The sequence below is a fragment of the Variovorax sp. 05T418 genome, assembly GCF_056396385.1.
Window position 1 is genome coordinate 256,153 of sequence record NZ_JBFTLJ010000002.1, and the last position, 24,061, is coordinate 280,213.

The window sequence follows — 24,061 nt, forward strand, 5'->3', positions numbered from 1 at the left end:
GCGGGTATGTTCAAGTGGCTGCGCCGGCTGCGCGCCCTGCCCTCCATCCCTGAAGACGCCTGGCAGGCCACGCTGGCGCGCTATGCCTTTCTTGGCGCATTGCCCGGGGCCGCCCAGCAGCGGCTGCGCACCCTGGCGGCCGAATTTCTGCGCGACAAGGAGTTCCACGGCACCCAGGGCTTCATCATCACCGACGAGGTCGCGCTGGCCATCGCCGCGCAGGCGGTGCTGCCGATCCTCAACCTGAAGGGCGGGCTGGACTGGTACGACGATTTCGTCGGTATCGTGGTACATCCGTCGGAGGTCGTCGCGCGGCGCAAGATCGTCGACGAGGCGCAGGTGGTGCACGAATACGACGAAGTGGTAGCCGGCGAGGCCATGGACCGCGGGCCGGTGATGCTGAGCTGGCAGGACGTGCTCGCGAGCGGCATCACGACGGGCGGCGGCTACAACGTCGTGATCCACGAATTCGCCCACAAGATCGACATGCGCGCAGGCGACGCCGACGGCTGCCCGCCGCTGCCGCCCGGCTTTGCGGGCAAGCGAAGCGCACGCGAGGCCGGCGCCGCCTGGCTCGCGGTGCTGCAGCCGGCGTACGAGGACTTCCGCGAGAAAACCATCCTGGCCGAGCGCTTCGGCGCGGAGCCGCCGTGGCTCGACGACTACGGGGCGGTGTCGATCAGCGAATTCTTCGCGGTGGCCTGCGAGGCCTACTTCGTGAACCGCACGGCCTTTGCGCGGGATTTCCCGTCGGTGCTCGCGCTCTTCGACGAATTCTTCGGACGCGGCCAGGCCTGATCGCCGCGCGGCCGGGCAAAAGAAAAGCGCCCGTGGGCGCTTTTCTTCTTTGGCAGGACGACGATCCCGCCTACTTGCGCAGCAGCGCCTTCAGCGCATTCTGCAAACGGCGCGCGCTCGCAGGGTCATGGGCCGCCGCCAGCACCTTGCCGGCGTCCTGGCCCCAGGTCTGGGCCGGTGCCGGATCGCCGCGCTTGGTCAGCAGCTTGAGCTGCAATGCACGGCGCGCGTCGAGCTGCTCGGCCGGCGTCGGCACTTCGGCGGCCATTTCGAGGCGCAGCAGCGCTTCGGCAGCTTCATCGGGCGCGGCCTTGGGCGCCGTGCCGATGGCCTGGGACCAGCCGCTGCGCACCGCGGGCGTCACCGCGCGTCCGAGTTCCTGCACGCTGGGCAGCCGCGAGGCATCGCGCTGTTCCCATGCGCCGAGCACCTGCGTGAGCGCTTCGCCGTGGGCCTGCGCCGCAAGCTTGCGCAGCGCGAGGTCGGCGCGCTCGAGCGCTTCGCGCTGGGCGCGGAAAGCGGCGTCGCCGAGCCGCGGACCACGGTCCTCGAAGCGCGGCGGACGGTCGCCGAAGCGTCCGGCCGGCGCACCGCGGTCGCCGCGGCCATCGGGACGCGCCGCGCCGCGATCACCGGGACGGCCAGGGCCGCCCGGCCCCGGACGGGCGCCATCGCGCCGATCGCCGAAGCGGCCGCCTGCACGGCCCGCAGGCACGGCCTCGGCCTTCTTGTTGCCGGGACGGTCGTCGCCGCGCACGGCGACCACGGGCTTGGGCGCGGGCTTCGGCGGTGCGGGCGGTGCCTTGGCTTCTTCGGCCGCGGCAGCTTCGCCGGCGTCATGTGCCGCCACGTCGGAGCGCGCCGATGCGTCGGCACCGTCGGCCGGCGCGACGAGGTCCGGGCTGGCCGCGGCACGGGCCGGAGCGTGCGTGCCCGGCTGGGCTTCCGCGTCGCTCGAGCCCGGCGCCTGCTCGGCGCTCTCGCCGAACTCGGCCGCAGCCTGTCCGGGCGCAACCACTTCGGTGGCGCCCACGGCGGGGCCGTCGCTCGAGGGCTCAGGCTTTGCGGCAGGTGCCGGCGCAGGCGGAGGCGCCTCGCCGCGCAGCGCGGCTTCGAGCCGCGCGATGGCGGCGCGGATCTTCTGCACGTCGCCGCCGGCATTGGCCGCGTCCAGTGCCTTGGAGGCCTCGAGCACATGGCGGTCGTGCTCGCTCATTGCAGAGGAGACCTTTTCGCGCTCGGCGGTCTTGCGGTTGAAGGCTTCGTCGATGGGTGCGCGGAACGCGTCCCACAGCTTTTGCTCATGGCGGCGGTCGAGCGGCACGCCCTGGGCCTCGGCCTGCCAGCGCTGCTGCAACGCCTTGACGGCATCGATGCGCAGCATGGGCTGGGCGCCGAGCTCGGCGGCTTCCGCGATCATGGCCTGGCGTCGTTCGATGCTGGCCTTTTGCGCCGCCTCGAAGGGTGCGCGCGCGGCGCCGAAGGCTTCGTTCCACTGCGGCTGCAGCTCGGCGAAGATCTTCTCGCCCACGTGGCCGGCATCGCGCCAGCGGTCGGCAAACTGATGCAGCGCGCGGTTGTGCGCCTTCAGGTCGGTGGGGTTGGCGTGCTCGGCCGCCCAGGCCCGCACTTCTTCGATCAGCGCCACGCGGTGCGCGCGGTGCTCGGCCGCATCGGCGCGCACCTTCTCGAGCCAGGCCTCGACCACCTTGTGGGCTTCGTTGCAGGCTTCGTCGAAGCGCTTCCAGAGCGCGTGGTTGGGCACGCCGCCCTGGTCGGCCTGCTTCCACTGGTCGCGCAGCGAGCGCAGGGTTTCCTGCATCTTGCGGCCGCCAAGGGCCTGGCCTTCGGGGCGCTTGAGCAGGCCTTCGGCCTTGGCGACGAGGTCTTCGCGCACCTTGTCGGCGCTCCAGCGCTGCCAGCCTTCGAGCTCGCCGGCTGCGACCAGCGCCGCATGCACGCGCGCCTCGAGCGGTGCCTCGACCAGCTTGCCGTGTTCCTTCAGCACCGCACGCAATGCGGCGGCCGCGCCGGCGCTGGCCTTGCCGTGGCCTTCGGCGGTTTCCTGTTCGAGCTTGGCCAGGGCCGCCTGCACGGCGTCCTGTGCCGCTGCACGCACGGCCGGGTCGACCTTGGGTGCCGCGGGCTTGGCGGGCGCCGCCTTGGGTGCGACGACTTCGCCGCGCGCGGCGCGCAGCTCGTCGGCCCACACCGGCACCGGCGGCAAGGGGGCGGCAGCGTCGGCGGCCGCGGCCTGCGCCTGGGCCAATGCCGCATGGAACGCATCGGAGACGACCAGCAACTGCGCCTTCGACGCTTCGAGCTGCGGGGCGAACCTGGCATCCAGGCTGTTCCAGTTGGCATCGGCCGTGATGTCGGCGGCCTGCTGCTGCCAGTGGGCCACATCGGCGCGCAGCGATTCCTCGGCGGCCTGGGCGTCCTGCCAGCCCTTGGTCGACAGCACCTCGAAGCGCTGGGCCAGCAGCACGGCGGCCTCGCGGTGCACCTGGGCGCGGTGCTGCAGGTCTTCGATGCCCTTGACGCGTTCGGCCAACTGCACCTTGAAACCCGCGAGCGGTTCGCGCGAGAGGGGCGCGCCGGCCTTGGCGGCGTCGCGCTGCCAGGCGAGCGCATCGGCGATGTTGAGCTTGGGCTGGGCCAGCAGCGCCTCGGCCTTTTGTGCCCATTCGGCGGCAATGGCCTCCTGGCTCTTGGCGCGCTTGAGTTCGTCAAGCTTTTCGCGCAGCAGGCGCGCGGCGCCCTTGTCGCGGCCGCTCAGCTCCTTGAAGACTTCCTGCATCTGCTCGGGCGCGGGGTTGCCTGCGAGCCAGTCGCGGATGCGCGCGGCGCGCTCGCCCGAAGTTGGCGCGGTGAAGGCGCCGCCGGTGAGCGTGTCGAGGGCCTGGAGGTCGTGTGGCTTGGAAGAAGTAGAGGTCACTTGCGCGAAATCGTTGTCTGAAGAGAGAAAGCGAAGGCGCCGGCAAAGGCCGGCGCACATCGACATTTTCACCCAGTTGTGGCGGGCGGTTGAATTCCATGCCGCAACCGCAGCCAAATGGCTGCCGGAAGCGGCGCGGGATGGCTACCTATATGGCGAGGCGGAGCGGAAAACCAAGTGGGCGTTCGTCACTTCATGGCCAGGTCGAGCTCGGCGCCGGGCTTCCAGTCGTCACCGCTCGCCTTGGTCTTCACGGCACCGAGGAACAGGCGCTCGCTCGGCAGCTTCTGGGCCAGCAGGTAGTCGCGCACCACGGCGCCGCGCTCCACGGCCAGCTGGCGGATCGACTCCTCGTCGACCGGAATGCTCGCGAGCAGCAGGTTTTCCATTTCCTTCACCGGCAGGTCCTTGGCGAGGCCGACCATGTTGCGCGGCTTGGTGATGTCCGCGCGCTTGTACACGGCGGTCAGCAGCTCGGGGTATTCGGCATCGGTCAGGGGCGGCACCTCGGTGCCGTCCTGGCCGCCGCGCACCGCCACGCGCCGCTTCTCGGCCTGGGCGAGCTGGCGCAGGCGCTGGCGCTGGTAGGCGTCGCGCTCCTTTTCGAGGCTGGCGGTGCCGACCACCGTCATCCGCAGGTTCGGACGCTCCGTCAGCGCCTTCACGACCTTGTCCAGGCTCTCCTTGGCAGTGGCGCTGAGCACGGCGCTTCCGGGCTCGAAGGTGATGGTGCTCGACTCGCCGCTGCCGCCGCCGAGTCCGCCGGTCAGCAGGCTGAACGGCGAGGTCACCGCCTTGACGATCAGGTTGACCACCGCCTTGAAGATCAGCGGGCCGATGCTGAACTGCGGATCGTTGAGCGAGCCCCTGAGCGGCAGGTCCACGTCGATCACGCCGTTGCGGTCGGCCAGCAGGGCCACCGCGAGCCGCACCGGCAGGCTGTTGGGCGCGCCCTGCACTTCGTCGCCGAACTGCAGCTGGTTGAGCACCAGCTTGTTGGAGGCCGTGAGCTGGCCGTCGGGTGCGATCTTGTAGTTGACGTCCATGCTCATCTTGCCGCGCTCGATGCCGTGGCCGGCGTAGCGCACCGAGTATGGCGACAGCGGTGCCAAGTCGAGATCGCGCATCTTGGCGGTGATGTCGAGCTCCAGCGGCTTGGCCAGCGGATTGAGCTTGCCGGTGATTTCCAGCGCGGCGGTCTGCTGCGCCTTGCCGCGCAGTTCCAGGTCGGCCAGCGCGGGACGGCCGCCCTCGCCCTTGGGCGGGTTCGACGAGAAGGAGCTGAGCTTGCCGGTCAGCTCGCTCAGGTCGGCCGAATAGTTGGGCTTCACGAACAGGTCGGTGAAGTCGATGCGGCCGTTGACCAGGCTCATCGGGCCGAAGTTGATGACCGGCCTGGGCCCCGCATCGGCCTCGGCCTGCGCGGTTGCGGTGGGCGCCGCGGCCGGCTTGGCCGGCTCGGGACCGCCGCCGACCATGGCCTCGGCCGAGACCGGCGCACCGCCGCCCGAAGGCTGCTGCGGTCCGCCGCGCGTCGTGGTGGTGGTTCCGCCGAGGCTGCGGCGGGACTTGACGTCCGCGCTGGCCGCGGCGGCGGCATTGGCGTCCGCCTCGCCCTTCTTGGTGAGGTTCACCAGGTTGAGCCGGCCGGTCGGGTCGACGATCACGCGGGCGAAGAAATCGGTCAGCGTGGTTTCCCGCACGTCCACCGCCGGCGGGGCATTGGGTGCCATGCTCACCTGCAGGCCGCGCAGGCTCAGGGTCTTCCAGCTCAGCAGCTGGTTGGTGTTGCGATCGAAGCCGGGCGACTGGGTCAGCGAGATGCTGTTGGCGCGGAAGTCGTCGAGCGCCGTGTCCCCGGCCAGCTTGATCGTCATGCCGGCCGGCGCGCTGGCGTAGCGCACCGTCCCCTTGTAGCTGGCGAAGGCGCGGCGGATGTCGACGTTGAGCGCGTCGGCGTAGTAGGCCTTGAAGGCATGCGCCGGGAACGAGGCCACTTCGAGCCGGCCCTCGGCCGAAAGCGGCTTGAGCACCACGTTGCCCTTGTAGTCGAAGCGCCCCGGCTCCGAGCGGCGGGAGCCGATGCGCCCCGAAACCTGCAAGGGCGAGACCGTGGCGGTTTCGGGCGCGACCTTCTGCGCCTTCAGGCTGAAGGCCGTGATCTCCACGGCTACCGGCGTGGCGCTGGCCTTGTCGGCATAGGACAGCGTGCCGTTGTCGACCGCCAGGGTGCCGATGGTCAATGCCCAGGGCTTGGTGTTGGCGCCGGGCGGTGCCGCCTCGGGGCCCGCGCCGGCAGGCTTGGGCGCGGCCGCCTTGGCCTGCGCCATGCCGCCGTTCCCGGCCGGCGTCTTGAGCCAGCGCTCGAACATCCAGCGCTTTTCGCTGTCGCGCTCGACCTGCACCTTCGGGTTGGTGGCGGTGAACGAGGCCACGTCCAGCGTGTGCTTGGTCATGTCGGCTTCGGCGTCGATCAGCTCGAAGCGCCCGACGCTTGCCAGCGCGGTCTTCGCCTGGGTGAGCGCCAGGCCGTCGACGGCCACGCGCCGCGCCTTGAAGCGCAGGTCGGGCTGGGCCCACGCAACCTCGACCTGGCCGCTGAGCTTGCCGTCGAGCGTGGGCTCCAGGCTCTGCGCCAGATAGGGGGCCGCCAGCGACAGCGGCAGCGCGTCGACCTCGGTCTGCACCTCGGCCACCTTGTCGGTGGCGCTGCCCTGGAACTTGAGCGTGGCGCCGGCAATGGCGGTGCTGCCGCTGAACCGGGCCGGCTTCTCCATGGGCCAGGTGAGCTCGGTCAGGTCGAGGCCGAGCGCGGTCGTCTCGATGGCCGCGGCCGGCTGGACGGTTTCATCGCGCCATCCGATGCGCCCGCCGCTGAGAGCCACCTTGTCGACGCGGACCTTCAGCTTCGGCTTTTCGGGGGCCTTGCCGTCCGGCGCGCTTGCCGCGGCGGCGGGGGCTTTCGCCACCTTCTCTGCCGCTCCGGTGGCCGGATCGGTGGCCAGCAGGTTGAGCTGGCCCTTGGCGTCGCGCGCGACCGCAAGCTGCGGATTGGCCAGCGCCACCTCGCTCAGGTGAAACACCGCTTCCAGCGGCCGCACGTCGGCCAGCGCCAGCTTGAGCGAATCGAAACCCAGGAGGTCCCGCCCCCGCGCATCGCCGAGCTTCGCCTTGTGCGCCTCGACCGTGCCGGTGATCTTGAGGCCGGCGGTGGCAGCCTGCTCGAAGTCGATCTTCAGGTCGGCATCCAGGCTGCCCGCCTGCAGTTGCACTGGCAGGCCGCCCGGGATGTAGCCCAGGTACGGCGCCAGGTCGAGCCCCTTGAACTGCACGTGGGCGTCGGTCTTGCGGCTTGCCGCGAACGGCGTGGTGAGGGCCGCCGAATCGAACTTGCTGCCGTTGAGCGCGAAAGCCAGCTTGGGCTCGGTGTTGATGTCGCGCTTGGAGGCCAGGTTGCTCAGGAACGGCACGTTGAGCACGAAGCCGCGCAGCTCGTGCCTGCGCTTGACGGTCTGGTCGTCGAAATCGACCGCGCCGTCCCTGATCGAGATGTTGTAGATCGCAAAGCGCGCCGGTTCGGCCTTGGGATCGGGCGGCGGTCCGGCCGCGAGCTTGGCCAGGATGTCGTCGATGTCGTACTTGCCGTCGGCCTGGTGCGTGAGCAGGATGGCCGGCGCCTCGACCGTCACCGCATCGATCACCGGCGCCAGGCGCAGGATCGACTGCAGTTCGGCGTCGGCATAGATGCGCTTGACCGCCACCTGGGGCCGGCTGCCGTCGGCCGTGGCAATGCGCAGGTCGTTCAGCGCGAGCTCGAGGGTCCAGGGCTTGAAATCGATCTTGCCGACCGTGACCTGCCGGCCCAGCTTCTCGCTCGCGATCTTCTGGAGCTGGCTCTTGGCAATTGGCGGCACCGCGAGCCAGGCGATGACCCAGAGCGCCAGCAGAACCAGCAACGCGACGATCCCACGTCGCACCCATTTGTTTTGTTTGAGCGAAGCTACATCCATCGCGGGAGTGTGCCGCAAAGAAGCTTGGAGCCAGAAACAAGAAAGCCCGGCAATTCGACGAAAAGTCTCATTACCGGGCTTGATGGCGGGCACAAAACCCATGCCATCGTTTCGCGCGACCGGAAGTCAATGGTTCCTGCCGTGCTGGCAGCAAGAGATTGCCGCCATGGATCCTCCATCGTTCCAACCCTTGACTTGCACCTCGGGCCGTAGGATTTCGGAAAACCGCCTGAGAACTCAGGCGTATTCAGATTAGGCGCCCCGCCCTTGCATTGCAATGCCGTCTTCCAAGGGTTTTCCCTTAGATTTTGTTTAAATATGTAATCACATAAGGGAATAGGTTCTTATACTTGACCGGGTATTTAGCCGCGCTAGAATCCCGCCTGCCCCTGGCCTGCCCCAGACCCAGCAGGGGCCACCTGAATCCGCTGCCGAGTTCCCCCGGCTTGATCAGGCCGCCGCGCTCCACCCCCTACACCTCCATGCGCGGAGCCTGATTCGTACCAATCCAAGCGCCGCTGCCTTCATCCATCGCCCCCGCGGCGCTGCGACCAGGTGCCGCACAGAAAGGAAGAGCGATGAACAAGGCGTTTGATGCCACGGCCCGCGGGCTGAGGACCTTTGTGTCCGATGTGGCAGACGGCTTTTTTGAGATCACCCACAACGGGTTTGCACTGGTTGGCCTGGCCATCGTGTTCGCGGCCCTCGCCCTGGTGGCGCGGCCCGACCTGCGCAAGGCCGGCGAGGAACAGCTCATGGGTTGGCTGCAGTCGCGCAAGCCCGCGCCCGAAGCCACCGACCTGGAGCCGACCGCCATCGTGCGCACCACGGCCGCGAGCCCCGGCGACCTGCCCAAGCAGCAGGCCGCCGTGGCCTATTGGCTCAGCAAGAAGTACCGCGTGGCGGCCGAACCGCTGAGCGTGCTGGTTGCGGAGGCCTATCAATTGGGCAAGCGCACCAAGCTCGACCCGACGCTGATCCTGGCCATCATGGCTGTCGAATCGAGCTTCAATCCCTTCGCCCAGAGCCAGGTCGGCGCCCAGGGCCTGATGCAGGTCATGACACGCGTGCACGGCGACAAGTACGAAAGCGCGGGCGGCACGCTCACCGCCTTCGACCCCGTGACCAACATGCGCGTGGGCGTGAAGGTGCTGCAGGAATGCATCGCCCGCGCCGGCTCGCTCGAAGGCGGCCTGCGCTACTACGTGGGCGCGGCCAACCTCGAGGACGACGGCGGCTATGCCGGCAAGGTGCTGGCCGAGCACGAACGCCTGGTTCAGGTAGCCAATGGCCGCAATCCGCCGACCATGCCAACGCCCGCGGCGCCGGTCGTGCGTGCGCAGGCCCAGCCGATTCCGGTTGCCGTGCCGCCCAAGCCGCAACAGGCGGCCGAGCCGGCAGCGGACCCGCAGAAAGTGGCCCTGCTGTCGGGCGTTTCCTGAGCCCCTGCGCTACACTTCACCCCGTACGCGACTGGCGATAGGCGCAGCACCCCGCACGGTGCCCTGCGCTGACGTGGAATACCACTGGGAAGCGTGCCGCCTGGCATCCATACAGGCGTTCAGCCGTTCGCCTGGGCAGCCCTTGTTTGGTTGAAGAACAAGGACCTCGTCTTCAAAGGACTGCCATGTACCACCGCAACATCCTGGTCGAACAGACCGATCCCGAAATCTGGGCTGCCATCCAGGCCGAAAACGCGCGCCAGGAACACCACATCGAACTGATCGCGAGCGAAAACTACGCCTCGCCGGCCGTCATGGCCGCGCAGGGCTCGCAGCTCACCAACAAATACGCCGAAGGCTACCCGGGCAAGCGCTACTACGGCGGCTGCGAGCATGTCGACGTGGCCGAGCAGCTGGCCATCGACCGCGTCAAGCAGATCTTCGGCGCCGACGCCGCCAACGTGCAGCCGCATTGCGGCGCCTCGGCCAACGAAGCCGTGATGCTGGCCTTCCTGAAGCCCGGCGACACCATCATGGGCATGAGCCTGGCCGAAGGCGGCCACCTGACCCACGGCATGCCCCTCAACATGAGCGGCAAGTGGTTCAACGTGGTGAGCTACGGCCTCGATGCCAACGAAGCCATCGACTACGACGCGATGGAACGCAAGGCGCACGAGCACATGCCCAAGCTGATCATCGCGGGCGCCTCGGCCTACTCGCTGCGCATCGACTTCGAGCGCTTTGCCAAGGTGGCCAAGGACGTGGGCGCGATCTTCATGGTCGACATTGCCCACTACGCCGGGCTCGTGGCCGCGGGCGTGTACCCCAACCCGGTGCCGCATGCCGACGTGGTCACCTCCACCACCCACAAGAGCCTGCGCGGCCCGCGCGGCGGCATCATCCTGATGAAGTCGCAGCACGAGAAAGCCATCAACAGCGCGATCTTCCCGGGCCTGCAAGGCGGCCCGCTCATGCACGTGATCGCCGCCAAGGCCGTCGCCTTCAAGGAAGCCATGTCGCCCGAGTTCAAGGCCTACCAGCAGCAGGTGGTCAAGAACGCCCAGATCGTGGCCGACACCCTCACCGAGCGCGGCCTGCGCATCGTGAGCGGACGCACCGAAAGCCACGTGATGCTCGTCGACCTGCGCGCCAAGGGCATCACCGGCAAGGAAGCCGAAGCCGTGCTGGGCAGCGCCCACATGACGATCAACAAGAACGCGATCCCCAACGACCCCGAAAAGCCGATGGTCACCAGCGGCGTACGCATCGGCACCCCGGCCATGACCACGCGCGGCTTCAAGGACGAAGAGGCGCGCATCACCGCGAACCTGATCGCCGACGTGCTCGAGAACCCGCGCGACGCCGCCAACATCGATGCGGTCCGCGCCAAGGTGCACGCGCTGACGAGCCGGTTCCCGGTCTACCGCTGATCCGGCAAGAAGTGGCCGCATGAAATGTCCTTTTTGCGGTCATCTCGAAACGCAGGTCGTCGAGACCCGCGTTTCGGAAGACGCCGACTTCGTGCGCAGGCGCCGCCAGTGCAGCGCCTGCGACAAGCGCTTCACCACCTATGAGAGGCCCGACGTCAACTTTCCGGTGGTCGTCAAGAAGGACGGCAGCCGCGCCGACTTCGAATCGGGCAAGGTCCGCGCCTCGATGATGCTGGCGCTGCGCAAGCGCCCGGTCAGCATCGAGCAGATCGACAACGCCCTGCTGCGCATCGAGCAGAAGTTGCTGGCCAGCGGCCTGCGCGAGATCGATTCGACCAAGGTGGGCGAACTCGTGATGCGCGAACTGAAAAAGCTCGACAAGGTGGCCTACGTGCGCTTTGCCTCGGTCTACCGCAGCTTCGAGGACGTGGACGAGTTCCGGCAGCTGCTGCGCGACATCTGAAGAAGAGCCCCGCGCTCAGCGGTTCCAGCAGGCCTGCACCAGCGCATTCGAAGCGCTGGTCTGGCCGGCCGCCAGCTTGACGCCCTGCTGGTTCACCGTGAGTGTTTTGCATTCGTCGGCGGCCGACGCGCCCTGCGGCACGGCCCGCAGCGTGTAGCTGGTCGCGTCCCGGGCCGCATAGCTGATGGTGTAGTTTGCCGTGCCGGAGGATGGCGCCTGGTTCAGCCCCGCCGGCAGCGCAACGGTTAAAGGCGGATATTGGCCGTTGGCCGTCAGGTAGCGCTCGGTCCATTGCGCCGCCTGCAGCAGCTGCTGCTTGGCATCGGCCCGCTTGGCCCGCAACACGTAGCGCGTGTAGCTCGGGTAGGCGATCGCGGCCAGGATGGCGATCACCGCCGTCACGATCATGAGTTCGACCAGCGTGAAGCCGCGCGGGCGAATCCGCTCTTTGCGGGCCTGCATTTCAGGATGTTTGTTCATGCGGCGTCAATTCCACGAGATCAGGTTGCGCCAGCCGAAGCGGCGCACGGCTTGCGGCAGCTCGGTCTCGTTGCAGCCGCCGGCCGCATTGCAGATCACGTGCTTGCCTTTCTCCGCGGCGTCCTGCGGCCGAAAGACGATGTCGTCCCGGCCCGAATGGTTCCGGAAGCCGAGGTAGCTGCCCAGCGCGCTGGTGGACCCGTTGTAGGCGATGCCGTCGGGGACCACGCCGCTGAAGAAGTCGATCACCATCGACCAGCCGTCGTCGCTGGTGCCCGGCGCGCAGTCGAGCGAATTGCTCGCCGAACCGGGAATGGTGGACGAGAACAGCCCCGCGCTGCCGCTCAGCGCATCGCCCGGATAGACGATGCGCTCGCCCGCGGTTCCCAGTTCCAGATACCAGCCGCGCTTGCCGCCCGAGCCGCTGTAGCTCACGCCGTGGTTCGACGCGGTGCGGAATTCCACGTCGCCTTCCTTGACCGTGCCGGTCCCGATGGTCTGCGCCACCAGGTCGGCCAGCGCCGCGGTGCCCGTGCTGCCGTTGGCGCGGTCCCAGACGCCGTACAGGTACTGCTGGGCGGTGCTGCCTTCGTCGCCGGCGGCAAACAGCCGGCCGGTGCCGAACATCACCATGTAGCCGCCGCGCGGATGGTCGACGACCAGCGGCGCGGCCGTGATCGGCTGCGTGGCGCCGGCGGCGAACAGCGGCGCGTCGTCCAGGCTCGATGCGCCCAGGGTCGCCTTCCAGTCGCTGCTCTTGCTGCTGCTCAGGTCGAACTTCCAGAGATTGCCGAGCAGGTCGCCGGCATAGACGTAGTCGACCTTGCCATCGCCGTTGCGGTCCACCACCTGCGGCGCCGACAGCCCGTTGCCGGTGCCGGCGGCCTGCGTGGCCGGCGCGGGGATCTTCAGCACGGACTTGTCGCCGTCGAGGTACTGGATCCACAGCATCGCCTTCTCGCTCGTGCTGTTGTAGCCGTTGCCCAGGATCACGGCCCTGCGGCCGTTGTTGAGCCGCGCCACCTGCAGCGCGCGCCTCGAAAAGGAATCGAGCACGGGTTGCTGGAACTGGTGGCCGAGGTCGTCGTCTGCGACCGCGGTGGTATCGATCAGGGCCACGTCGGCGGCGTTGGTCTCGCCGATGTTCTCGGGCTTGGTGACGTCGAGCACGAAGTACCCCTTGCCGCCCGCCCCCAGCGTCCCCACGAGGAAGGACTTCCACAGCTTCGCCTTCTCGGTGTCGGTGGCCTTGGCGTCGGCGGCCGAACCCATGTAGATGTCGGCCACGAACGGGCTGCCGTCGACGTAGTACCTGTGCGAGTAGGTGCTTTCGCTGAGCTTCTTGAGCTGGGGCGCCGCCGCCGTGCCATAGACGCCTTCCGGCACATAGGCGAACGCCTCCTGGCCGGTGCCCGCGTTGAAGGCATGCAGCATGCCGTCGTTGGCACCCACATAGACCATCGGCGCGCGGGCGATGGTCGAGGCGAATGCGGCATAGCCTTCATGGGTGAAGCCGCTGTTGGGCTTCCCCACATACCGGACGCTGGAGCCCACGATGTCGCCCAGCACATGGCCGCGCTTGCGCAGGTTGAGGCCGGCGCCCTCGTTGCTGCGGTCGCCGCGCAGGAAGTCGAGCACGCCCTGGCCGAGCGCGGTGCTTGCCGCGTCGGTTCCGGTGCTGCCCTTGAGCGCCGCCTTCTGCGCCTCGCTCAGGCTGGCCCACCGGAACGGCACGCCCGCCCCGCTGGCCGCGGCGCTGGTGCCCGAGAAGCTCAGCACCTTGCGATTGCCGTCGTGCGCGCCGGGCACAGCCATGCGCGCATCAAGCAGTTCGCGCGCCGACCACGCGGGCGCGGCGGCCAGCTTGCCGTTGCTGCCGAACGGCGTGGCCGTCAGCTTGCCCGACCAGTCGGCCGTATCGTAGCCGGCCTGGTAGGCCGAAGTGGCGGTCGAAACCCTGGAGCCGCTGGCCGAGATCGAGGTCAGCGAGGCACTGGTGTTGAGCAGGATCTGCGAGAGGATGGACCGGAAGGCATCGCTGAGCGCCTTCGCATTCGCCGCTGGCGTGAAGGTGCCGCGGCTGTTGAGCGCGGCGTGCCAGAGGTCCATGCGCACGGCGGCGGCGTTGGCGTCGAGTTCGTGGTAATAGCCATAGGCACCGCCTCCTGAACGCCATCTCCCCGTCGCTGCCAAGGTGCTCGCCAACGGATCCTGCCAGGCAGCCCGCCCATCGACCAGGCGTGCATAGTCCCCGCTGTAGGTGGGCTGCGACGCGACTGCCGAGATGGCCGGGGCGCCGGTCCACGACGACGCAGCGCCAAAGCCAATGGTGTAGGTGGTCAGGTGCTGCCAGGTGGCGGGATCGTTTCTGGGATTCCAGTATTCGGGGACCGTTGCCGTCCCTATGATGGCATCGCCTGCCTCGGCAACGATCTTCTTGAGATTGTTCGACACCCCAGGTTGCAGGTCAGTGGCCCAGTAGTGAAATGCCATGTCGGCCAACGTGGGCCGGTATTCCGCCGTCGGCCTCCACCCGGAACCGTACTTCCTCCAGTTGGCGCTGTTGCTGACGGCACCCGCGTTGTCCTTGTAGGGCGCGCGCGGCACATAGGTCACGGCGTCAGGCAGGGCGCGACTCGTTCCATCCGCGTTGCCGATGGCCGGCATGTTGAGCGCCGCGGGATCCGGGTTGAAGCCGAAGAAGTTGTAGTCGCCGTCGGTCATGAAGATATGGAAGGACTTGCGGCAACTCGACTGAGTGGCACCCTCCGCGCCCGGGTCATCCGAGTACGGGCTGTACCGGCCGGTGGTCATCATGTATTCGCCAGCGCGGGTCATCATGGCGTGCAAGGGTGTTCCACCTTCCGCGGCCAGGGCGTCGACCCAGCTCATGAAATTGGCGCGGTGCGTGTCGTCCAGCGAACGCATCAGGTTCGCATTGGCTCGGCCATTGACGAGACAACTGCTGGCCTGATAGATGCCGGGCGCAGGGTCGCCGAAGAATCCGACGCAGCTGCCGTCCTTGTTGTTGTTCATCGCCTGCCATGAAAGGCGGATCCGGCCGTTGGGAATGTTGGCCGCCGAGAAGTTGTCCCTGAGCGCGGTCTTCAGCGCTTCGAGCCGCGTGGGTGTTCCGGCCGGCGGTGCCCAATTTCCGTCCGACGCCCGCGACGACGCCGCCATGCTGCCCGAGTTGTCGACCGACACGATCACATTCGGCGCCGGCTCCTTGACCGCGGTGTTGCGCGGCGCCTGGGACAGCGGATATTGCGCGGCGTGCCCGGCGGTCTGCGCCAGCACGAGGCCGCACAGCATGGCGTTCCTCGAAAACCTATGGATGTTCATATCTATTCTTCCCGCCATGCTCAATTCACTTTCCTGACCGCGGCCGGGTCGAAGGACATCTGCAACAGGACCCGCGTACCGCCGCCCGTGCTTGCGGCGCGCGCGCCGGTGGACAGCGCGGTGATCCGGTACAGCGGCTCGTCGCTGCGCGCGCGGTCGATCACTTCGATCCAGTACCGGGCGCTGGCCAGGGCCGGATTGCCGGCCGTCGGCGCGCCCGTGAATGCACCGTAGGCGGCGTACTGGTCCACGTAGGCGGAACGGGTCCAGAACCGGTAGGCCTCGCTGCCCGAAGCGGCGCCCACGGAGTCGGTCCCGGCGAAGTAGCAGATGCCACGATCGCAGCTGTTGGCGCCCTTGCCCACGTAGGCGGTCACCCAGCCGGTATCCCGGTCGGGAAACACGCGGCCATCGGCGGCCTTGCGGCAAGGCGAGCTCACGAGCGCGGAGCACGCCACGTAGGTCTGGGTCGCGGCATCGAAGGCCTGCTGCCGGATGTCGCGCTCGGCATCCAGCAGCGCGGCTTCGGCGGCCTCGAAGGCACGCTGGTAATCACGCTGGTTGCCCGCCATCGATTCGAGCAGCTGGGCCGTCCGCGCACCGCCCACCGCCAGCAGCGCCGAGAGCAGCAGCATGATGAGCACGATGAACAGCGAGAACCCGCGCTGCTGCGCCGAGCGTCTGCCGGGGACCTGAAAGTGCTTCATAGATTGCGCAGTGCGAACACCGCCGTGTAGACGCGGCGCAGCCTGCCGTCGCTGCTGGTCCGCGACGAACCATCGCAGTCGACGTAGCTGCCGCCCGGGTTGCTCCTGGAAGTGCCCGCAAGCTGCAGGCACACGCGCACCGTGCGAACCTGATCGAAGCTTGCGACGTTCGTGGCCGTCACGTAGCGCACCACGCGTTCGGTTCCGGCATCGCCGATGCCGTACATGACATCGAAGCGCTCGACGCCGTCGATGATCGGCTTTGGCGTGGTATTGCCGCTGCCTAGGCACCGCAGGGTGCCGCTGACCACCGAAAATTCGCTGGTGATCAGCCGCACGTTCGCAGGGTCCGCGGGGTTGCCAGGGGTGTACGCTGCGCCCGCCGAGTCCTTGGCCACCTGGCCGAGGCAGTCATGGAAGAAATCCGGATTCGGCGCAAAGCCGACCTTGAGCGTGTCGTTCACCGAACCGGCGGCCGCCTCCTGCCCCTTGATCGCGAAGAAGGCCGGCTCGCTATCGAGCTTGGTGCCCGCGTTCACATCGAAGTAGTACAGCGGCCCGGTGGCATCGATCGGGAAGTAGCCGGCCTGCCGGATCTGCTGGCCCAGCAGCCTGAATGCCAGCGCCGACGACTGGTGCAGCACATTGACGTCGTCGCCGGTCGCAGCGGTGCTGCGCGTGCCGAGCATGCTGGCCATGGCGGCCAGCACCACCAGCATGCCGATGATCAGCGCGACGAGGACTTCGACCAGGGTGAAGCCGGCCTGCCGCAGGTGGTGAGCAAATGTCTTGTTGTTCATGGTTGGGGCACCGCGACGACGGCTTCCTGGCAGGCCTTGCCGCGCAGGCAGCCCCAGGCCGAATCGGGTGCGATCGGGTTGACTGCAGCGGGCTCGTCCCAGGCGATGTGCACGAACAGCAGGCCGCCGACGGCCTTCTTGCTCTGCACGTCGGCCACGCCGCCGGGCAACGCACTCGCCACCCTTTGCTTCCAGGTCCACAGATCGTGGGCCGCCAATTGAGCGGCGGTGCAACGGGCCTTCGCTCCTGCGCACGCGGGGGTGGGCGCGGTGGCGTTCGCCGCCGACCAGCCGGCCACGTAGGGGCTGGCCGACACGGCACCGGCCACGGGATTCGCACGGATGCGATCGGCCATGTCGCCGGCCAGCAGCGCGGCGATGTTCTGGTTGCTCGCGCCCACGCTGTCGGAGAGCACACGCAGCTGGAAGCCGGCCAGCGCGAGCAGGCCGAACGAGAGCACGAGAATGGCCACCAGGGCCTCGATCATCGAGAAGCCCGCTTGGCCGCGCGGCGCGCGAATCGAATTGATCGGCACGTTCCGCCCCCTCAGCATCGCCTGACGCGCCAGCCGAGCGACAGGCACACAGCGACGTCGTTGGATGAACTGGCGCTTCCAACCGGGTGGAAGCTGATGCGGGCGACGCTCGAAAAATGGCCCATGGGATCGAAGGCCATGGGCCCGAGCGCGCTTTTCTGGATTGCAACGCGCGTGTCAGGGTCTTGCCGCTGGAGGATTTCGAACCCGGTGCCGCTGCCGACCACGGTTTCCCAGCCGCAGCTCCAGTCTGCGCCGCTGCACTCCGCACGCTGCCGGATGGTCACGGGCTGCCCGTGCCGAGCCGCCTCGGCACGCGCATGGCTCACGCTCGCCACCAGAGCCGACGCCATGCCCTCGACGCGGTACTTCTCGATCAGGCTGTTGAAGCTGGGCAGCGCCAGTGCCAGCAGGATGGCCACCAGTACGATGACGACCATCATTTCGACCAGCGTGAAGCCGCGCGGAGTTCCGCTTCTGCGGGAACGCGTCCTCACGGACGCGCAGAATCCGTTTTTCATGTTGTACCGTCCGCCGCCTCGCCCAAATGGCTGGAGCGGCAGACCTTTCTCCCTGACTGCAATTTTAAAAATTCTATTTGGCCAATTCATATTGACCACCCATTGAACGATGAGCGGTCGAAATAAACGGATCAATGGATCATCGACTTCAATTGTTTTTAAATTGATTTCCAAATAGATTTGATTTAATAAAAAATGACAAATGCAAATGAAATTGTGGATTTCATGGCCCAGGCCCTGGATCTCGCACGCCAGGCCGGGCCGGAGACCGATCCCAATCCGCGCGTCGGCTGCGTGCTGGTGGACGCGAACGGCGCGGTGATCGGCCAAGGCCGCACCCAGCAGGCCGGCGGCCCGCATGCCGAGGTCATGGCGCTGCGCGATGCCGCGGCGCGCGGCCATTCGGTGGCCGGCGCCACCGCCTTCGTCACGCTCGAGCCCTGCGCGCACCATGGCCGCACCGGCCCCTGCTGCGATGCGCTGGCGGCGGCGGGCATCGGTCGGGTGGTGGCGTCGTTGGCCGATCCCAACCCGCTGGTGGCGGGCCAGGGCTTCGAGCGGCTGCGCGCCGCGGGCGTGGCAGTCGAGGTGGGGCCGGGCGCGGAGGAAGCGCGCGAACTCAACATCGGCTTTTTCAGCCGCATGGTCCGCAAGACGCCCTGGGTGCGGCTCAAGGCCGCCGCCTCGCTCGACGGCAAGACCGGCCTGCGCAATGGTGTGAGCCAATGGATCACCTCGGAACCGGCGCGCGCCGACGGCCACGCCTGGCGGGCGCGGGCCAGCGCGGTGCTGACCGGCGTGGGCACGGTGCTGGAGGACGATCCCCGGCTCGACGTACGGCTGGTGGAAACCACGCGCCAGCCGCACGTGGTGATAGTCGACAGCCAATTGCAGACCCCGCCCGGCGCGCGGATCTTCATGGCTGGGCGGCCCGTCTGGATCTACGCCGCGGCGCAGGACGAGGCCAAGGCCGCCGCACTGGAAGCGCGCGGCGCCACCATCGCCTACTTGCCCAATGCACAGGGCAAGGTCGACTTGGCCGCGATGCTGCGGGATCTGGCCCGGCGCGAGGTCAACGAGCTCCACGTCGAGGCCGGCCACAAGCTCAACGGCTCGCTGCTGCGCGAGGGCCTGGTCGACGAGCTGCTGGTGTACCTGGCGCCCAAGCTCATCGGCGACGGGCTCGACATGGCCTCCGGCATCCACGCCGGCGGGCCGCTGGCCGACCTGGCCGGCGCGCTGCCGCTGGAATTCAGGACCATCGAGCGGATCGGGCCGGACCTGCGGATCGTGGCCCGGGTCGCCGGAAGGGACGCTTTCTAGCGGGCGAATGCAGGCGCCCGCCGGGCGGACCCCCGATGTCTGCGAAAATGCGCGGATGTTCACCGGAATCATCACCGGCGTGGGGCGCATCGCCGCCATCCACGACCTCGGCCCCTCCTCCTCCTACGGCAAAAGACTCGGCATTGCGGTGCCCGACGGCTATCTGGCCGACGTCGGGCTCGGCGACAGCATTGCGCTCAACGGCGCGTGCATGACCGTGACCACGCTCGACCCCGCCCGGCAGCAGTTCACCATCGACATCTCGGCCGAATCGCTCGACAAGACCGCGGGGCTGACCGAGGAAGGCGCCCGCATCAACCTCGAGAAGGCGCTGCGCGCCAGCGACCGGCTGGGCGGCCACATCGTCTCCGGCCATGTGGACGGCATCGGCACGGTCAGCCACTTCGCGCCCGTGGGCGAAAGCTGGGAGCTGCGCGTGGTGGCCCCGCCCGCGCTCGCGCGCTTCCTGGCGTACAAGGGCTCGATCACGGTCAACGGCGTGAGCCTCACGGTCAACAGCGTGAGCGACATCGACGGCGGCGCGGAAATCAGCATCAACCTGATCCCGCACACCGTCGACAACACCTCCCTCGGCAGCCTGCAGGCCGGCTCCAGGGTCAATCTCGAAATCGACACCGTGGCGCGCTACGTGGAGCGCATGCTCCAGGCCGGCGTCCTGGTGCCGACTCCTTCCACGTATTCCAAGGACACCGCCGAATGAACGCTTCCGTCACGCCCATCGGCACTCCCCGCGGCACGCGGGCGCCCGCGCCGATTTCCTCGGTCGAGGAGATCGTGGCCGAGCTCGCCGCCGGTCGCATGGTGATCCTGGTGGACGAGGAAGACCGCGAGAACGAAGGCGACATCGTCATTGCGGCCGACCACATCACGCCCGAGGCCATCAACTTCATGGCGCGCCATGCGCGCGGGCTGATCTGCCTCACGCTCTCGCGCGAGATGTGCGAGCGGCTGCAGCTGCCGCCGATGGTGTCGCGCAACGGCGCCAAGCATTCGACGGCCTTCACCGTGTCCATCGAGGCGGCCGAAGGCGTGACCACCGGCATCTCGGCCGCCGACCGCGCCCGCACCGTGCAGGCGGCCGTGGCGCGCAATGCCGTGGCCAGCGACCTGGTGCAGCCCGGCCACATCTTTCCGCTGCAGGCGGTGGACGGCGGCGTGCTGATGCGCGCCGGCCATACCGAAGCCGGCTGCGACCTGGCCGCGATGGCCGGCTGCTCGCCCGCCTCGGTGATCTGCGAGGTGATGAACGAGGACGGCACCATGGCGCGCCTGCCCGACCTGCAGCTCTTTGCGGCCGAGCATGGCCTGAAGATCGGCACCATTGCCGCGCTCATCGAGCACCGCAGCCGCACCGAATCGCTGGTCGAGAAGGTCGGCTGCCGCGAGATCCAGACCGCCTGGGGCAGCTTCACCGCCCATGCCTTCACCGACAAGCCGAGCCGCGGCGTGCACCTGGCGCTGGTGCGCGGCAAGTGGGCGCCCCACGACACGGTGTCGGTGCGCGTGCACGAGCCGCTCTCGGTGCTCGACGCACTCGAAATCAACCGCTCCCTGCACTCGTGGAGCCTGGACGCCAGCCTCGCGCACATCGCGAACGAGGGCAAGGGCGTGGCCGTGCTGCTCAATTGCGGCGAAACGGCCGGCGAGCTGCTCGCGCAATTCGACGGCACCGCGCGCCCCGCGCAAGCACCCGAGCGCGGCCGCATGGACCTGCGCAGCTATGGCATCGGCGCGCAGATCCTGCGCGAATGCGGCGTGCACAAGATGAACCTGCTCGGCACGCCCCGCCGCATGCCGAGCATGGCCGCGGGCTACGGCCTCGAAATTGCCGGCTACCTCACGAAAGACTGACCACCATGCAAGGTGCAAACAAGGGCGCTGACCACAACACGCCGCTCGACGGAAAAGGCCTGCGCATCGGCATCGTGCAGGCGCGCTTCAACGCCGACATCACCGATGCGCTCGCCGCCGCCTGCCTGGCCGAGCTCGAGAAGCTGGGCGTCGCCGCGGAGGACGTCCACCATGTGCAGGTTCCCGGCGCGCTCGAAGTGCCGATCGCGCTGCAGGCCATGGCCGTGCGCGGCGGCTACCACGCGCTGGTGGCGCTGGGCTGCATCATCCGCGGCGAGACCTACCACTTCGAACTGGTGGCCAACGAATCGGGCGCGAGCGTGAGCCGCGTGGCGCTCGACCATCGCCTTCCCATCGCCAACGCGATCCTCACGACCGAAAACCTCGAACAAGCCATTGCCCGGCAGACCGACAAGGGCCGCGACGCGGCCCAGGTGGCTGTCGAGATGGCGCGGCTGCTGGCCTCCCTCACATGACCGAAGACAACAACGACAACAAGGCAGCCGGCGCCAAGCCGCGCCCGGCGCGGCAAGTGCGCACCGGCCTCACCAGCACCGGCGCGCGCAAGGCCTCGGCCAAATCGAACCGCAGCCGCGCGCGCGAGTTCGCGCTGCAGGCGCTCTACCAGCACCTGGTGGGCCGCAACGACCCGACCGAGATCGACCACTTCACGCGCGACCTCGCGGGCTTCCACAAGGCCGACGCCGCGCACTACGACGCGCTGCTGCACGGCTCGATCGAAGGCGCCGAGCAGCTCGACGCACTGATCCGCCCGCTGCTGGACCGCAAGTTCGAAGAAATATCGCCGATCGAGCATGCCGTGATGTGGATCGGCGTGTACGAGTTCCAGCACTGCCTGGACGTGCCATGGCGCGTGGTGCTCAACGAGTGCATCGAGCTTGCCAAGGAATTCGGCGGCACCGACGGCCACAAGTACGTGAACGCCGTGCTCAACGGCCTGGCGCCGCAATTGCGCGCCGCCGAGGTCGAGGCCGACCGGGCCTCGGGCAAGGCCAGAGCGTGAGAATTTCGGCGCGCGCGCAGCGCATCGAACCCTTCTATGTGATGGAGGTGGCCAAGGCCGCCGGCGTGCTCGCACGCGAGGTGGCCCACACCGACCGGCCGATGATCTTCCTGAACATCGGCGAGCCCGACTTCACCGCCCCGCCGCTGGTGCAGGAAGCCGCCGCGCGCGCCGTGCGTGCCGGCGCCACGCAGTACACCCAGGCCACCGGCCTGGAGCTGCTGCGCGAGCGCATCAGCGGCTGGTACGCACAGCGCTTCGGCGTCGACGTGCCGGCGCGCCGCATCGTGGTGACCGCGGGGGCTTCGGCTGCGCTGCAGCTGGCCTGCCTGGCGCTGATCGAATCCGGCGACGAGATCCTTCTGCCCGACCCCAGCTATCCCTGCAACCGCCACTTCGTGAGCGCCGCAGACGGCAAGGCCGTGCTGGTGCCCACCACCGCCGAAGAGCGCTTCCAGCTCACGGCCGCCAAGGTCGAGGCCGCCTGGACCGAGAAGACGCGCGGCGTGCTGCTCGCCTCGCCCTCCAACCCGACCGGCACCTCGATCGCGCCCGATGAACTGCGCCGCATCCACGAGGTGGTGTCGCAGCGCGGCGGCATCACGCTGATCGACGAGATCTACCTGGGCCTTTCGCACGACGATGCCTTCGGGCAGACGGCATTGGCCATCGACGACAACGTCATCAGCATCAACAGCTTCAGCAAGTACTTCAACATGACCGGCTGGCGCCTGGGCTGGCTGGTGGTGCCCGAGGCGCTGGTGCCGGTGGTCGAGCGGCTGGCGCAGAACCTCTTCATCTGCGCGAGCACCGTGTCGCAGTACGCCGCGCTGGCCTGCTTCGAGGCCGAGAGCATTGCCGAATACGAGCGCCGCCGCGCCGAGTTCAAGGCGCGCCGCGACTGGTTCATTCCGCAGTTGAATGCGCTGGGCCTGAACGTGCCGGTGGTGCCCGATGGCGCCTTCTACGCCTGGGCCGACTGCACCGCGGTCGCCGAGAAGCTGGGCATCTCGGGCAGCTGGGACTTCGCCTTCGAAACCATGAAGCGCGCCCATGTGGCCGTGACGCCGGGCCGCGATTTCGGCACGGCCGAGACCAGCCGGTTCGTGCGCTTCTCCACCGCCAGCTCGATGGCGCACCTGCAGGAATCGGTCGAGCGCCTGCGCGCGATGATCGCGAACCCCGCCCGATGAGCTACGCGTTTCCGATCCGCGTCTACTGGGAAGACACCGACGCCGGCGGCATCGTGTTCTATGCCAACTACCTCAAGTTCATGGAGCGCGGGCGCACCGAATGGCTGCGCTCGCTGGGCATCGAGCAGCGAAAGCTGCGCGAGGAAACCGGCGGCCAGTTCGTGGTGAGCGAAACGCAGCTCAAATACCATCGCCCCTCCCGACTCGACGACGAACTGCTGGTTACAGCCGATCTCCGACAACTGGGCACGGCGTCGTTGATAATCGGTCAACAGGTGCTATCAAAAACAGAGCAAGAACGAACGGGAGCCGCGGCACCCGTCCTGCTGTGCGAAGGCACGATCCGCATCGGCTGGGTGGATGCCTCCACATTGCGTCCTGCGCGCATACCGGCCCAAGTTGCGGGAACCCTCGAGCGCTGCGGCGGCTCCATGACTCAACCTTTCAAGCCATGAACCAAGACCTCTCCATCATCAATCTCCTGCTCCATGCGAGCTTCGTGGTGCAACTGGTCGTGCTGCTGCTCGTGATCGTCTCGATCGCCAGCTGGGCCGCGATCATCCGCAAGTACTTCGCGCTGCGCCGCATGCGCGCGCTCAACGACGACTTCGAGCGCGAGTTCTGGTCGGGCACCAGCCTGAACGAGCTGTTCGCCTCGGCCGCGCAGAACGCCAAGTTCGCCGGCCCCATGGAGCGCATCTTCGCCTCGGGCATGCGCGAGTACCAGAAGCTGCGCGAGCGCCATGTGAGCGACGCGCCCACGCTGCTCGACGGTGCCCGCCGCGCCATGCGTGCGAGCTTCCAGCGCGAACTCGACGCGGCCGAGCAGAACCTGTCCTTCCTCGCCACCGTGGGTTCGGTGTCGCCGTATGTGGGCCTGTTCGGCACGGTCTGGGGGATCATGCATGCCTTCACCGGCCTGGCCGCGCTCGCGCAGGTGACGCTGGCCACCGTGGCGCCCGGCATTGCCGAAGCGCTGGTGGCCACCGCCATCGGCCTGTTCGCCGCCATTCCGGCGGTCGTGGGCTACAACCGCTTCGCACGCGAGATCGACAAGATCGCGATTGCCCTGGAGACCTACATCGAGGAGTTCTCCAACATCCTGCAGCGCAACCTTTCGGCCAATCCGGCCGCGGTGGCGTCGGCAACTTCGGCGGCTCCGGCCAACCGCTGAGCGGA

The 24,061-nt window shown here is 68.2% G+C and carries 20 protein-coding genes and 1 riboswitch; of the genes, 12 read left to right on the forward strand and 8 right to left on the reverse strand.

The annotated features are described in order from the left end of the window. The first annotated feature begins 6 nt into the window (after positions 1-6). The gene (locus AC1DMS_RS04570) at positions 7-798 is read left to right on the forward strand and encodes a M90 family metallopeptidase (protein ID WP_478083358.1); all 792 of its coding nucleotides are present in this window, start codon (positions 7-9) and stop codon (positions 796-798) included. A gap of 70 nt (positions 799-868) precedes the next feature. On the opposite strand, the gene AC1DMS_RS04575 is transcribed toward AC1DMS_RS04570, so the two are convergent. Then, positions 869-3,796: a DUF349 domain-containing protein gene (locus AC1DMS_RS04575; protein WP_478083360.1), complete on the reverse strand. Its 2,928-nt coding sequence runs from the start codon at positions 3,794-3,796 to the stop codon at positions 869-871. Between the two features lie 128 nt (positions 3,797-3,924). Then, positions 3,925-7,746, reverse strand: coding sequence for a DUF748 domain-containing protein (locus AC1DMS_RS04580; protein ID WP_478083361.1), 3,822 nt, complete (start codon positions 7,744-7,746; stop codon positions 3,925-3,927). A gap of 578 nt (positions 7,747-8,324) precedes the next feature. Here AC1DMS_RS04580 and AC1DMS_RS04585 point away from each other — a divergent pair. The 3 genes from AC1DMS_RS04585 (at position 8,325) to nrdR (ending at position 11,081) form a co-directional block, all read left to right on the forward strand. Beyond that, on the forward strand, positions 8,325-9,188 hold the full coding sequence (locus AC1DMS_RS04585; protein ID WP_478079265.1) for a transglycosylase SLT domain-containing protein: 864 nt from the start codon (positions 8,325-8,327) through the stop codon (positions 9,186-9,188). A gap of 17 nt (positions 9,189-9,205) precedes the next feature. After that, positions 9,206-9,332, forward strand: a riboswitch (ZMP/ZTP riboswitch). Between the two features lie 41 nt (positions 9,333-9,373). After that, a complete protein-coding gene (gene glyA / locus AC1DMS_RS04590) occupies positions 9,374-10,618 on the forward strand; it encodes a serine hydroxymethyltransferase (RefSeq protein WP_047782901.1) in 1,245 nt (414 codons plus the stop codon). A 19-nt stretch (positions 10,619-10,637) separates the two neighbouring features. Further along, positions 10,638-11,081 (forward strand): transcriptional regulator NrdR, encoded by a 444-nt coding sequence (nrdR, locus tag AC1DMS_RS04595; RefSeq protein ID WP_012748200.1) that lies wholly within the window; start codon positions 10,638-10,640, stop codon positions 11,079-11,081. A gap of 15 nt (positions 11,082-11,096) precedes the next feature. Here the strand turns inward: nrdR and AC1DMS_RS04600 are convergent, their stop codons facing one another. Genes AC1DMS_RS04600 through AC1DMS_RS04625 form a run of 6 tightly spaced genes read right to left on the reverse strand, consistent with a single transcriptional unit; the run spans position 11,097 to position 17,644 of the window. Beyond that, positions 11,097-11,543 carry a type IV pilin protein gene (locus AC1DMS_RS04600; protein WP_028254348.1) on the reverse strand — a complete coding sequence of 149 codons (447 nt, stop codon included), beginning with the start codon at positions 11,541-11,543 and terminating at the stop codon, positions 11,097-11,099. Between the two features lie 24 nt (positions 11,544-11,567). Then, positions 11,568-14,906: a pilus assembly protein gene (locus AC1DMS_RS04605; RefSeq protein ID WP_478083363.1), complete on the reverse strand. Its 3,339-nt coding sequence runs from the start codon at positions 14,904-14,906 to the stop codon at positions 11,568-11,570. Positions 14,907-14,926: 20 nt separating this feature from the next. After that, the gene (locus AC1DMS_RS04610) at positions 14,927-15,613 is read right to left on the reverse strand and encodes a pilus assembly PilX family protein (RefSeq protein WP_478082020.1); all 687 of its coding nucleotides are present in this window, start codon (positions 15,611-15,613) and stop codon (positions 14,927-14,929) included. Beyond that, positions 15,610-16,413, reverse strand: a complete 804-nt coding sequence (locus AC1DMS_RS04615) for a PilW family protein (protein ID WP_478082022.1) — start codon at positions 16,411-16,413, stop codon at positions 15,610-15,612. The genes AC1DMS_RS04610 and AC1DMS_RS04615 overlap by 4 nt, the downstream gene beginning before the upstream one ends. After that, positions 16,410-16,949: a type IV pilus modification protein PilV gene (gene pilV, locus AC1DMS_RS04620; protein ID WP_478083365.1), complete on the reverse strand. Its 540-nt coding sequence runs from the start codon at positions 16,947-16,949 to the stop codon at positions 16,410-16,412. The genes AC1DMS_RS04615 and pilV overlap by 4 nt, the downstream gene beginning before the upstream one ends. An 11-nt stretch (positions 16,950-16,960) precedes the next feature. Beyond that, on the reverse strand, positions 16,961-17,644 hold the full coding sequence (locus AC1DMS_RS04625) for a GspH/FimT family pseudopilin (RefSeq protein WP_478083367.1): 684 nt from the start codon (positions 17,642-17,644) through the stop codon (positions 16,961-16,963). Positions 17,645-17,665: 21 nt separating this feature from the next. Between AC1DMS_RS04625 and ribD the strand changes: the two genes are divergently transcribed. From ribD to tolQ, 8 genes are read left to right on the forward strand one after another with little or no spacing between them, the layout of a single operon-like run. Continuing rightward, positions 17,666-18,793 carry a bifunctional diaminohydroxyphosphoribosylaminopyrimidine deaminase/5-amino-6-(5-phosphoribosylamino)uracil reductase RibD gene (ribD, locus tag AC1DMS_RS04630; protein WP_478083368.1) on the forward strand — a complete coding sequence of 376 codons (1,128 nt, stop codon included), beginning with the start codon at positions 17,666-17,668 and terminating at the stop codon, positions 18,791-18,793. A gap of 55 nt (positions 18,794-18,848) precedes the next feature. Next, positions 18,849-19,514: a riboflavin synthase gene (locus AC1DMS_RS04635; protein ID WP_026284004.1), complete on the forward strand. Its 666-nt coding sequence runs from the start codon at positions 18,849-18,851 to the stop codon at positions 19,512-19,514. Further along, on the forward strand, positions 19,511-20,665 hold the full coding sequence (ribBA, locus tag AC1DMS_RS04640) for a bifunctional 3,4-dihydroxy-2-butanone-4-phosphate synthase/GTP cyclohydrolase II (protein WP_478081608.1): 1,155 nt from the start codon (positions 19,511-19,513) through the stop codon (positions 20,663-20,665). Before AC1DMS_RS04635 ends, ribBA begins: the two co-directional genes overlap by 4 nt. Positions 20,666-20,670: 5 nt before the next feature. Beyond that, positions 20,671-21,141: a 6,7-dimethyl-8-ribityllumazine synthase gene (ribH, locus tag AC1DMS_RS04645; RefSeq protein ID WP_028254111.1), complete on the forward strand. Its 471-nt coding sequence runs from the start codon at positions 20,671-20,673 to the stop codon at positions 21,139-21,141. Then, the gene (nusB, locus tag AC1DMS_RS04650) at positions 21,138-21,689 is read left to right on the forward strand and encodes a transcription antitermination factor NusB (RefSeq protein WP_319426430.1); all 552 of its coding nucleotides are present in this window, start codon (positions 21,138-21,140) and stop codon (positions 21,687-21,689) included. Before ribH ends, nusB begins: the two co-directional genes overlap by 4 nt. Further along, on the forward strand, positions 21,686-22,882 hold the full coding sequence (locus AC1DMS_RS04655) for a pyridoxal phosphate-dependent aminotransferase (RefSeq protein ID WP_478081606.1): 1,197 nt from the start codon (positions 21,686-21,688) through the stop codon (positions 22,880-22,882). The genes nusB and AC1DMS_RS04655 overlap by 4 nt, the downstream gene beginning before the upstream one ends. Continuing rightward, complete coding sequence (locus tag AC1DMS_RS04660) at positions 22,879-23,337, forward strand: YbgC/FadM family acyl-CoA thioesterase (protein WP_018904626.1); 459 nt, start codon at positions 22,879-22,881, stop codon at positions 23,335-23,337. The genes AC1DMS_RS04655 and AC1DMS_RS04660 overlap by 4 nt, the downstream gene beginning before the upstream one ends. Further along, positions 23,334-24,056: a protein TolQ gene (gene tolQ / locus AC1DMS_RS04665; RefSeq protein ID WP_012748214.1), complete on the forward strand. Its 723-nt coding sequence runs from the start codon at positions 23,334-23,336 to the stop codon at positions 24,054-24,056. Before AC1DMS_RS04660 ends, tolQ begins: the two co-directional genes overlap by 4 nt. The last annotated feature ends 5 nt before the right edge of the window (positions 24,057-24,061 follow it).